Genomic DNA, 11010 nt, shown 5'->3' with positions numbered 1-11010 from the left:
GTGGCTTATCCGATGCCCAAATAGGCGCTGAGGGCCGGTTTGTCCGACAATGCGGTGTCCAGACCCGAGGTCGGGGCGTCTTCGCCAACCATGGCCTCGGCCCCACCATCGCTTTCGGCGATGCGTTTGCGGGCCCCACGGCGATAGCTGAGCCAGATGATCTCATTGGCGTAATCGGCCATGTCAGGGGTAACCTCTCCGGCGGCGGTGCTGTCTGTTCCCGCAAGATGCGAGACCAGAATGTTCAATGTTGGGGTCGCATTCGGATCGGGTGCCGCCGGGCTTTCGGCGCCTGTGGGAAGCGGCGCGTCCAAGACCGCCTGAGCGTTGATGATGCCCGCGCCAAGATCGGTGGCCCCGTTCCAGACGGCTGGCTTGTTTATCCCGTGTTTGGCACAGTGCAACCACATCGCCTGAACGGTGGTCCCAGCATTCTGGGCCTTTTGCAACAGCGCCGCCCGACCGCCGTGATGTGCGACCCACAGCGCTGCAACGCCTCCAGTCATTGAGGTGGCAAGCGTGGTACCCTGGCTGGCGCGGATACCCGAGTTTGGGTCGGTCGCCTTGTTCTTGGCCGCGCCCCACACGTTTTCGCCATAGGCCGAAAAGCTGACCTCGGGGCCACGCCCAGTTTTGCGCCAGGGGCGTCTGTCGGGCTGCAGTGCAGCGACAGCTGTGCAGATTTCCAGTGATGCATAGGCGGCGGGAAAGACCACGTTCGGATAGCAGTTGCCCGCGGCGCAGACGATGACCAATCCGGCCTGTACCGCATTGCGCAACGCCTGTTCCGTCGAAGAGACCCGTACCGGCCCGCCAAGCGCCATCACGATGACATCGGCGTTTTGGCTGACCGCATGAGAGATTGCCGCAGGAATACGCAGCTGGGTCATGTCGATCACCGATTTGATCGCCCGGATTGGCAGAACCTTGGCCGCAGGGGCCGTACCGGTTATCGCCCCCGGCGAGGTGGTATCGCCATTCATATCGGCCCCGCCCCGCGATCCGACGACCGAGGTGACAAGCGTGCCATGACCGGGATGTTTAAGGACGCCGCCTGAAAACCGGTCACGCGCATCCCCGTTCCCTTCGACAAAATTCCACATGCCGTTGGTTTCGATCACGCCCGCCAGTTCGCTATGGTCGGAATAGCCCGTGTCGATCACCGCGACCTTGCTGCCCTGACCCCGGGTGTGCTGCCAGGCCAGCGGTGTCTTGATCCGTTTGTGGTGCCAGCCATAGGGCCGAGAGTTGTCACGCTTGGTTTCGCAGAAACTGAGAAAGCTCTCCGTACCCACATGTGCAGCCCCGTACAGGCTGTCTGGCAAGACCGGGTTGGCCTCGGCTACGTCCAGCGCCATACGGAGGGCACGGCCAAATGCAAAAACCTCACGCTCTTGGCCTTTTGGATCGATCTCGGGGAATTCAACAAAGAAAAATCGATCCGCATCTGCGTCAAAGACCGCTTGGGTACTGGTGGCAACATCAGGAAGTGCACTACCCACACGTTCTTGAATTGCCGACAAGGATTGCGGTGTATCCGAGACCACTTCAATGACTAGCGGATCGCCGTCGAGCGAGACATCGGACCTTGTTAGGGTGTCATATTCCTGCATGGCAAATATCCTTATACAAAAGCAAAAGATGATGGGGCGCATGGGCCAACGCCGTAAGCGCAAGCGCGGTCAGCAACAGGGTGAATGCGCTGGCGCGGGGGTCGGGGCGAAGAACGGCGCGCTCCGACAGGATGATCACAGTCAAAAAGATCATGACGGCAAAGTCATGGGTCCCTAGCATGACAAGCATCATCGGCAAGCAAGAGGTGATGCAATCGCGCGCATAGGTCAGCCCAAAGATCAGCACATCGCGGTCGGCACTTGGACCAAAGGCGGCTAGGACCGGACGGCTGTGGCATTTCCTTAATGCGCTGCGTTTTTGCGGGCTAAACTGCCATGCTGCGGCGCACAGGCAAGCCAACGGCGCAAACACGGTTTGGTGCAGAACCGGCGCCAGAAGAAACGCAGCAAGCGCGCCTGCGACCAGCCAGGCCAACAGATATGGCAGAACAAACAGAAGTGCCGAGCGTGATCTTCGATCTGCGAAGCTGCGCGCGCGGACATGTGCGATCTGCGGAACAAGCGTTGGAAGCATCATCGCCAGAACCATCGCTGGCCAATGCAATGAGGGCGCGGGCACCAAAGCAAGCCAAAGCCATGCAAGCGCGGCCACGCCAAGTGTCGTGCGTATTTCGATATCGGCCCGTCCAAACAGGCGAGGGCGATCTATTCCGGTAGCCGACGCCATGGGCGATCAGTCGAAATAAAGGTTTATGCGGCCGATCTCAATGTCTGGCTGCTGTTCTGTTGGGGCGATCTGTTCCAACCCTGGTACTTGGCCAAAGGCCTCGCTGTCATCAAACATCCGTTGAAACCGGATTTGCAACCTGTTGGCGTCGCCTTGGCTCAGCCCCAGTGCAAAGGCCAGCTTTGTGATCTCGTAAGTCACCGCAAGGCCGTTGCCGCCATGTGGACCGTCCGGGTTGCTTGCCTGTTCAAGGCCGAACGGCGACAAGGTGCCAATAATCGCTGGCGGCAAAGCGTCATCCGGAAGATCCAGCATGACGCGGTAAGATCCGGGCATGCCACGGCCCTTGATCCCCTCAAGATGCAGGTGAACGCGCCGGGTGGTGCCGGGGGCCTCGGCGCCGGAAATCAGCGCGACTGAAGTGTCGAGCTTTACGCCAGCAGTGGTCATTGCACCACGCAACTTGACCGGAGCTTCGCTTGCGCCAGCAAGCTCGGGTTCCTTGCCTGCCATGACGAACTCCTCTGCTGGAATGGCGGGTTCTACTGCGGGTGGAACGCCGTCATATTGAAACCCGTGCAGGACGCTTGTGCTGTCCAGCATTTCTTCGCTGTTGAAGGTGAATGCCGCGCCATCGCCATCATGCATCGAGAATGTCTGGCCAGTGCGCCACAGTGGCGAGGGTGGGGCGACATGGCTCGGGTCGGCGTTGCGCCAGACTTCCCATAGCCGATCAATGTTGCAATGGTGCAGCCAGAAAATCGGATCAAAGGCCGCAGTGGCCGGATTTGCCATAAAACCGCCAGAGCCCCCAATCCAAACGTGTATATCGTTATGGGGCGTGCTTTCCAATGCGCCATTGTCCCCACCGCCGGGGTGAAACCCGGTTTGCGGGCCACCAAACCCTGATGAGAATCCGGGCGTATCATTGGTGAAATCTTCATGATCCAACGCATCCAACGACACCACGTCGTCCGGAAATCCGAAATCTCCATTCACCACTACACGTCGGCGGGAAAACAGGAAGTTGCGCGTGCCGTCTGACTTGGTCGGCTCACGGAACGCCACAGGAAGGCGGCGCGCATTCGGGTTTTCTGACAGGGGTTGGGAATAGTCCCAATAAGGCAGCGCCCAATCCTGCGGCCCGCCCAGATCGGCGACGGCTTTGCCGACGACGGCCTCAAATGCGGTGATATATCCGCGGTGCCAGGGCAGGAAGAACCAGCTTTGGTGCTGGCATTGGTTCCAGAATTGTCCGGAACCGGGAATGTTCGGAAAATTCTGCGGCTGCCCATGAACTGCGCCCATGAAAAACCACGATGTCGGGTCTTCCAGATCTCGGTCCCAGAGAGCTTCGACAGCACGCTCATACCAGATTAGAGTTTCGTCGTTGGCTGGCAGGGTCCAAACGTTTTTGCGGATTCTTGTGGCCATAACAATACCTCAAACTGCAAATAAATCTTGGAATCTAATAATGCGTCGAGTGTAACACTTGCGTGGTTTTATGTTAACCAAAATGAATCCAAGCCATAGCAGGGTAGGCCTGGACAGGTGTTGAGTGTGCCAATGTGCGTTTCCCAAATAAGATGAATTCAGGGTGACGCGCGGCCTTTCGCTTGCGTTCTGAGTCAGAGGCGCCAGTTACTGTATATTTGTGAATTGGACGGCCGCAGCTGCAGTGGGCACACATGCCGAGTACCCGAAAACAAGGGTGAATTCGAGTAACAGTGAAATAATTCTTGCAACCGGTTGCAAAGAGAATCATTGTGGTGTCGAAAAAAGGGATTCGGGGGCGCGGGATGCTAAAAGTAGGATTGCTGGGGGCTGGGCGCATTGGGCGTGTTCACGCGCAGGCTATTGCGGCGCATCCTTACAGTGAACTGAGTGCGGTGTCTGATGCACTGCCCGAAGCTTCGGCGCGTTTGGCTGAGGAATTCGGGGCCAGTGCGCGACAGTCACAAGAGATTATTTCCGATCCTTCGATAAATGCAGTGCTGATCGCCACGCCGACGGATACGCATTCCGACCTGATCGAAGCGGCCACCCAAGCCGGGAAAGCGGTATTGTGCGAGAAGCCGGTTGATTTGAGCCTTGAGAGGGCTGTCGCCTGTCAATCCGTTGCAAAAGCCACCGGCCAGCCCGTCATGGTCGGTTTCAATCGTCGATTCGACCCGAATTTTTCTGCTTTGAAGGCTGCATTTGAGGCTGGTGAGGTCGGCAAGGCCGAGTTGTTGTCCATTACATCTTTCGACCCCGCGCCGCCACCGGTGAGCTATGTCAAAGTATCAGGAGGGCTGTTTCGGGACATGATGATTCATGATTTCGACATGGCGAACTTCCTGATGGGTGACCTGCCGGAAGTAATCTCGGCAGTGGGCACATCGGTTGTTGACCCCGAAATCGGTGCCGTAGGTGATGTGGACACGGCGGTCGTGACAATGACTTATGCAGATGGCCGGATCGCTGTGATCAAAAACTCTCGGCGTGCGGCCTATGGGTATGATCAGAGGGTTGAACTGCTGGGATCAGAAGGGATGCTTCAGGCGCAAAATATCCTTGAAAACTCAGTAGTTAAGTCAACTTCGAATGGCGTGACCGGTGCCAAGCCGACTTACTTTTTCCTTGAACGCTACATGTCTGCCTATCGCGCAGAATGGGATGCATTCGTTAGGTCAGTAAATTCTGGATCAGGGGTGCCTGTAACTCTGGACGACGGTGTAGCCGCGCTTGCTATGGCCGAGGCCGCAACCCGTTCTGCGCAGTCCGGACAGTCGATGGTTTTGGCCAAAGTTTTGAAACCGGTTGCAAAATGATCGGATATGCGGAAACTTGGGGCAGCTTCGCCCCGGATCGGGGCGAAGAAGATTCGGTTTAATCGGAAGATTGGGGCCAAGACCCCAACACACTGTTCAAACGGGAGGAGAAACCATATGAATAATTTCTTTAAAGGCGCACTGGCAGCTGGTGCACTGGCGATGGCCACGCCTGCATTCGCGCAGGAGATCGTCGTTGTGTCTCATGGTCAGGCCAATGACGCCTTCTGGAACGTCGTGAAAAACGGCGTTGAGCAAGCGGGCAAGGATGTCGGCGTGAACGTGGAATACCGCGCACCCGAGACCTTTGACATGGTTGCGATGTCACAGCTGATCGACGCCGCCGTGAACCAGGAACCGGACGGGTTGATTGTCTCGATCCCGGATGCCGATGCGCTTGGCCCGTCAATCGAACGTGCTGTTGCTGCCGGAATTCCAGTGATCTCGATCAACTCGGGTTCGGACGTGTCCAAACAGCTGGGCGCATTGCTGCATGTCGGTCAGGACGAGTTTGATGCGGGCAAGGCCGCAGGCGAAAAGCTGGCTTCGATGGGTGGCGCGAATGCGATCTGTGTGAACCACGAAGTCGGAAACGTGGCGCTTGACCTGCGTTGCGCCGGTTTTGCCGAAGGCTTTGGTGGCAGCGTAGAAGTTCTGCCGACCTCGAACGATCCTTCAGAAATCGAAGCGAAGGTCTCGGCCGCTCTGGCCGCGAATGACGCTGTCGACACAGTCATGGCGCTGGGTGCAAGTTCGGCTGGTGAACCCACGGTAGCGGCTGTGAAAGCATCGGGCCGTGATGTGAACGTGGCCTCGTTCGACCTGTCTGCGAACTTCTTGCAGTCCATCGCCGATGGAGATGCGGCATTTGCCATTGACCAGCAGCAGTATCTGCAGGGCTATCTGTCTGTGAACTTCATGGGCCTGCATGCCAAATACGGTCTGATGCCAGGTGGCAACGTGCCATCGGGTCCGAACCTGATCACACAGGACAAGGCAGCCCAGGTTATCGACCTATCGGCACAGGGTATCCGCTGATCCGTTTGGGACAGTGAAAAACAGAAACGGCGCCAGGTGCGCCGTTTCAACCGAATTGGGAGGGAAACATGAGTGAGTCAGCGCCCGTCACTACGGACGAACGCGTAAAGAAAGAACCGTTTCTGACCAAGCTGATGAAACGTCCAGAGCTTGGTGCCATGGCCGGTGTGGTCCTGGTGGTCATTTTCTTCGCGCTCACGGCAGACGATTCCATGTTCACGCTGGCTGGAGTTATGAACTTTATGACGCCTGCGGCACAGCTGGGTATCCTGGCTATCGGAGCGGCGCTGCTGATGATCGGGGGTGAGTTTGACCTGTCGATCGGTTCGATGGTTGCCTTTGCAGGCTTGTTCTTTGGTGTCTGCGTGGTGACTTGGCAGTTACCTCTGATCATTGCGATCCCGATGACATTTGTTTTTGCGGCCTTTGTTGGGGCGGTGAACGGCAATATCGTCATACGGTCGGGCCTACCTTCTTTTATTGTAACTCTGGCTTTCCTTTTCATTCTGCGCGGTCTCTCACTGGTGGGTCTCAAAGCAGCCACTGGCGGGTCAACCCAGCTGCGTGGCGTGCGCGATGTAGTCGAAAACGACTGGCTGGCCCCGTTCTTCTCGGGCGAAGCTTTTGCCGGTTTGTTTGCCTGGCTGGCTGCAAACGGATTGATCGATACATTCAAAAACGGGGCGCCGAAAGTACCGGGCATTCCGGTCGAGATTCTGTGGTTTATCGTTCTGGCCCTAGCGGCGACCTATGTTTTGCTGCGGACCCCAGCTGGAAACTGGATTTTTGCCGCCGGTGGCGACAGCAATGCGGCGTCGAATTCTGGTGTGCCGGTGAGCCGTATCAAAGTGTCTTTGTTCATGCTAACCGCCTGCTGTGCGGCGCTGGTCGCAATCATCACCGTGATCGACGCGGGATCGACCGATGCGCGCCGTGGCTTCCAGAAAGAGTTTGAGGCCATCATTGCGGCGGTGATCGGAGGTTGTCTGCTGACCGGTGGCTATGGATCGGCCATCGGGGCGTTCTTTGGCGCGATCATCTTTGGCATGGTGGTCATCGGGCTGACTTACACGGATTTCGATCAGGACTGGTTCCAGGTGTTCCTGGGCGCAATGCTTCTGATCGCGGTATTGTTCAACAACGCCATCCGCAAACGCGTAACCGGGGAGCGCTGATATGACTGAAGACAGCAAGTTCCATCACGGGGATGCGGTAAAGGATGTTGCGCCGATCGTGCAAATGAAGAATATCGAAAAGCACTTTGGTAACATTATTGCCCTGGCAGGCGTCAGCTTTGACGTCAGGCCTGGCGAATGCCACTGCCTGCTGGGCGACAACGGTGCCGGAAAGTCGACCTTCATCAAGACCATGTCCGGAGTTCACAAACCCACCAAGGGCGAGATCTTTTTCGAAGGCAAACCGCTGCAATTTGACACGCCACGCGATGCGATGGAGGCGGGCATTGCGACCGTGTTTCAGGATCTGGCGATGATCCCGCTGATGAGTGTGACGCGGAATTTCTTCATGGGTCGCGAACCGACCAAGGGCAAGGGATTGCTGAAACGGTTCGATATCGACCAGGCCAATGAGGTCTGTATGGCCGAGATGCGCAAGATGGGTATCAATCTGCGCGGGCCGGATCAGGCCGTTGGAACCCTGTCAGGGGGCGAGCGTCAGACGGTTGCCATTGCCCGGGCGGTTTACTTCGGGGCCAAGGTTTTGATCCTTGATGAGCCGACGTCGGCACTTGGGGTACGTCAGACATCGAATGTTTTGGCAACCATCGACAAGGTGCGTAATCAGGGCGTGGGTGTGGTGTTTATCAGCCATAACGTGCGCCATGCGCTGGCAGTGGGTGATCGCTTTACCGTGCTCAATCGTGGCAAGACGCTGGGCACGGCCACACGTGGAGAGATCACACCCGAGGAATTGCAGGACCTGATGGCCGGAGGTCAGGAAATGGCCCAGCTGGAAGGCTCTTTGGGCGGAACGGTTTAACCGTTCCCCCGTCTGGGCCACAGGCCCGCTAATTTCGAAATTGCAGGAATGGCCGAGATGGCCTTGTGTTGAAAGGTATCACTATGGGCAACACAGTCCGACTGACCGCAGCGCAAGCTTTGGTGCGCTATCTGGGCGCGCAGATGAACGAAGCGGGCGAGCCCTTTATCGCCGGTATCTGGGCCATTTTTGGCCATGGCAATGTGGCCGGGCTGGGCGAAGCGCTGCACGGCGCGAAAGACAGCCTGCCAACCTATCGCGGGCAAAATGAACAGACAATGGCACATTGCGCGATTGCCTATGCCAAGCAGATGCGGCGGACGCGGGCGATGGCGGTGACCTCATCCATTGGACCGGGGGCCACCAATATGGTCACCGCGGCGGCGTTGGCGCATGTGAATAGGTTGCCGGTTCTGATTATCCCCGGCGATGTGTTTGCCACCCGCGGGCCTGACCCTGTGTTGCAACAGATCGAAAGCTTTGGTGATGGTACGGTTAGTGCCAATGACTGTTTTCGCCCGGTCAGCCGGTACTATGATCGCATCTCGCGGCCTGAACATCTGTTGACGGCCTTGCCTCGCGCCTTTCGCACCATGACCGACCCGGCCGATTGCGGGCCTGTGACGTTGGCCTTTTGCCAGGATGTTCAGGCTGAAGCCTATGACTATCCCGAGAGTTTCTTCGAGCCGAGGGTCTGGTATCAGCGCCGCATTCGCCCGGATGAGGCGGAGTTGGCCCGTGCGGTGACTGCGATCAGATCAGCCAAACGTCCCGTTATCGTTTCCGGAGGTGGCGTGCATTACTCCGGAGCGACGGATGTGCTGCAGAGCTTTGTGGAATCCCACAATATCCCGATCACCGAGACGCAAGCCGGGAAATCGGCGCTGGCTTGGGATCATCCGTTGAACCTTGGCCCGGTTGGTGTAACCGGTGGTGAACCGGCCAACGCCACCTGCGCCGAGGCCGATCTGGTGCTTGCTGTTGGGACGCGGTTGCAGGACTTTACCACCGGGTCCTGGGGGCTGTTTTCCAATCCGAACCGCGAGATGATCTGCCTGAATACAGCCGCCTATGACGCCGAAAAACACGGCGCAATGCCGCTGCAAAGCGATGCGCGTGTCGGGTTAGAGGAACTTGGCGAAGCCTTGCACGGCTACCGGGCCGACCCGGTGGCGGACACGCTGAAGGCAGATTGGTTTGGCAAGGTGGATGCACTGACCGACGCGCCCGGTGACGGAAACGCGTTGCCTACGGATATGCAGGTAGTGGGTGCGGTGCAACGCGCCTCGGACAATAACACGGTAGTCATGTGCGCCGCGGGCACGATGCCAGGTGAGCTGCACAAGCTGTGGAAAGCGCCCCGCCCAGGTGCCTATCACATGGAATACGGGTTCAGTTGCATGGGCTATGAAATCGCCGGTGCAATGGGCATCAAGATGGCCCAACCTGATCGCGACGTCATCTGCTTTACCGGTGACGGCACCTATATGATGGCGAACTCCGAAATGGCGACGGCAGCGATGATGGGCATCTCCTTTACTGTCGTCGTGACCGACAATCGTGGATTCGGCTGCATCAACCGCCTGCAAATGGGCACCGGCGGGGCCGAGTTTAACAATCTGCTGGATCATGCGGTGCACGAAACGCCCTCGGCCATAGACTTCGCTGCGCACGCGGCGGCGATGGGGGCGACTTCGGTCAAGGTGGGCTCGATCGTTGAGCTGGAGCAGGCATTGGCCAAACGTGGCGAGGTCACCGGCCCCTATGTGGTCGTCATAGACACCGATCCGTACCCGTCGACCGAATATGGCGGCACCTGGTGGGAAGTGGCCGTGCCCGAAGTCAGCATCCGCCCGGAAGTGAATGAAAAGCGCGCAGCCTATGAGGTTGCCATCAAGGAAAGAAACACGAAATGAGCGTGAAGATCGGCATCTCTCCGATTGCCTGGCAGAACGATGATCTGCCGGACCTGACCGCGGCTTACACGATGGAACAGGCCCTGAAAGAGGCGCGCGAGATCGGCTATACCGGCGTCGAACGCGGTCAGCGGATGCCCGGCGATACCGAAGGTCTGCGCGCCTATCTCGACACCAATGATATCGTCCTGTGTGGCGGTTGGTGTTCTGGGGCTTCTCTGGTTAACGATTTTGCCACCGAGCGCGAGGCCGTGCGCGCGCAGGTCGAACAATTCGTAGCGCTCGACAGCCCGTGCATCGTCTATGCCGAATGTTCGAACACCGTGCAGGGGCAGATCGGGGTCGCGGTTAATGACCGGGTGAAACTGTCCCGGGATGAGGTGTTGGCCTATGCCGCCAAAATCACCGAGCTGGCCAAATGGATGGCTGATCAGGGCATGCCGATGGCCTATCACCACCACATGGGCACGATTATCGAAAGCGAAGAGGATGTGAACTGGTTGATGGAAGGGTCGGGCCCCGAGGTTGGCTTGTGCTTTGATACCGGCCACTTGCTGTTTGGTGGGGGCAATGTAATGGCGACGCTCAATCGGTGGGGCGACCGGGTGCGCCATGTGCATTTCAAGGACATCCGCCCGGCCGTTGTCCAGGATGTGCGCGAGAATAACCGCAGTTTCCTGGATGCTGTCGTCGCGGGCGCGTTCACCGTGCCTGGCGATGGTTGCATTGATTTTCAAGCCGTGGCGAATGCGTTGAAATCTATGGGTTATAGCGGCTGGATCGTGGTCGAGGCCGAACAGGACCCCGCCAAGGCCCCACCCCAAGAGTATTCCAAGATGGGTTACGACCACATTGTCGATGTCTGCGCTCAGGCAAGATTGGAGATCACCAACTAACAAACCGCCCCAAGGGGCAACACCAAGGCCATGAAGAAGGAGAAAATC

9 protein-coding genes are annotated in these 11010 nt (G+C 57.9%); 6 read left to right on the top strand and 3 right to left on the bottom strand.

Going from position 1 to position 11010, the window contains the following annotated elements; genetic code table 11:
* Nucleotides 1-5: 5 nt before the first annotated feature.
* From AC2FH0_RS11290 to AC2FH0_RS11280, 3 genes are read right to left on the bottom strand one after another with little or no spacing between them, the layout of a single operon-like run.
* Entirely contained in the window at nucleotides 6-1613 is a 1608-nt protein-coding gene (locus AC2FH0_RS11290) for a S8 family peptidase (protein ID WP_496789354.1), read from the bottom strand.
* Nucleotides 1600-2301, bottom strand: a complete 702-nt coding sequence (locus AC2FH0_RS11285; protein WP_496789353.1) for a copper chaperone — start codon at nucleotides 2299-2301, stop codon at nucleotides 1600-1602. Before AC2FH0_RS11285 ends, AC2FH0_RS11290 begins: the two co-directional genes overlap by 14 nt.
* A 6-nt stretch (nucleotides 2302-2307) precedes the next feature.
* Nucleotides 2308-3735, bottom strand: a complete 1428-nt coding sequence (locus tag AC2FH0_RS11280) for a tyrosinase family protein (protein WP_281972479.1) — start codon at nucleotides 3733-3735, stop codon at nucleotides 2308-2310.
* Between the two features lie 365 nt (nucleotides 3736-4100).
* Here AC2FH0_RS11280 and iolG point away from each other — a divergent pair, with 365 nt between their 5' ends.
* The 6 genes from iolG (at nucleotide 4101) to iolE (ending at nucleotide 10962) form a co-directional block, all read left to right on the top strand.
* Nucleotides 4101-5114, top strand: coding sequence for an inositol 2-dehydrogenase (iolG, locus tag AC2FH0_RS11275; RefSeq protein WP_496701661.1), 1014 nt, complete (start codon nucleotides 4101-4103; stop codon nucleotides 5112-5114).
* Nucleotides 5115-5231: 117 nt separating this feature from the next.
* Complete coding sequence (locus tag AC2FH0_RS11270; RefSeq protein WP_142635704.1) at nucleotides 5232-6152, top strand: sugar ABC transporter substrate-binding protein; 921 nt, start codon at nucleotides 5232-5234, stop codon at nucleotides 6150-6152.
* Between the two features lie 68 nt (nucleotides 6153-6220).
* On the top strand, nucleotides 6221-7327 hold the full coding sequence (locus tag AC2FH0_RS11265; protein WP_142635706.1) for an ABC transporter permease: 1107 nt from the start codon (nucleotides 6221-6223) through the stop codon (nucleotides 7325-7327).
* 1 nt (nucleotide 7328) lies between these two features.
* The gene (locus tag AC2FH0_RS11260) at nucleotides 7329-8150 is read left to right on the top strand and encodes an ATP-binding cassette domain-containing protein (RefSeq protein WP_142635708.1); all 822 of its coding nucleotides are present in this window, start codon (nucleotides 7329-7331) and stop codon (nucleotides 8148-8150) included.
* 83 nt (nucleotides 8151-8233) lie between these two features.
* The gene (gene iolD, locus AC2FH0_RS11255) at nucleotides 8234-10066 is read left to right on the top strand and encodes a 3D-(3,5/4)-trihydroxycyclohexane-1,2-dione acylhydrolase (decyclizing) (RefSeq protein WP_282021591.1); all 1833 of its coding nucleotides are present in this window, start codon (nucleotides 8234-8236) and stop codon (nucleotides 10064-10066) included.
* Nucleotides 10063-10962 carry a myo-inosose-2 dehydratase gene (gene iolE, locus AC2FH0_RS11250; RefSeq protein ID WP_142635712.1) on the top strand — a complete coding sequence of 300 codons (900 nt, stop codon included), beginning with the start codon at nucleotides 10063-10065 and terminating at the stop codon, nucleotides 10960-10962. Before iolD ends, iolE begins: the two co-directional genes overlap by 4 nt.
* Nucleotides 10963-11010: the final 48 nt, after the last annotated feature.

This window comes from Ruegeria sp. CDSC051, from assembly GCF_059610665.1.
Note: the sequence above shows the minus strand (reverse complement) of the source record. Positions and strands in the feature narration are given on the sequence as shown.

Bases quoted from the DNA above. Each gene is read 5' to 3' on its own strand.
- AC2FH0_RS11290 (WP_496789354.1), bottom strand. From the start codon at position 1,613: ATGCAGGAATATGACACCCTAACAAGGTCCGATGTCTCGCTCGACGGC.
- AC2FH0_RS11285 (WP_496789353.1), bottom strand. From the start codon at position 2,301: ATGGCGTCGGCTACCGGAATAGATCGCCCTCGCCTGTTTGGACGGGCC.
- AC2FH0_RS11280 (WP_281972479.1), bottom strand. From the start codon at position 3,735: ATGGCCACAAGAATCCGCAAAAACGTTTGGACCCTGCCAGCCAACGAC.
- iolG (WP_496701661.1), top strand. From the start codon at position 4,101: ATGCTAAAAGTAGGATTGCTGGGGGCTGGGCGCATTGGGCGTGTTCAC.
- AC2FH0_RS11270 (WP_142635704.1), top strand. From the start codon at position 5,232: ATGAATAATTTCTTTAAAGGCGCACTGGCAGCTGGTGCACTGGCGATG.
- AC2FH0_RS11265 (WP_142635706.1), top strand. From the start codon at position 6,221: ATGAGTGAGTCAGCGCCCGTCACTACGGACGAACGCGTAAAGAAAGAA.
- AC2FH0_RS11260 (WP_142635708.1), top strand. From the start codon at position 7,329: ATGACTGAAGACAGCAAGTTCCATCACGGGGATGCGGTAAAGGATGTT.
- iolD (WP_282021591.1), top strand. From the start codon at position 8,234: ATGGGCAACACAGTCCGACTGACCGCAGCGCAAGCTTTGGTGCGCTAT.
- iolE (WP_142635712.1), top strand. From the start codon at position 10,063: ATGAGCGTGAAGATCGGCATCTCTCCGATTGCCTGGCAGAACGATGAT.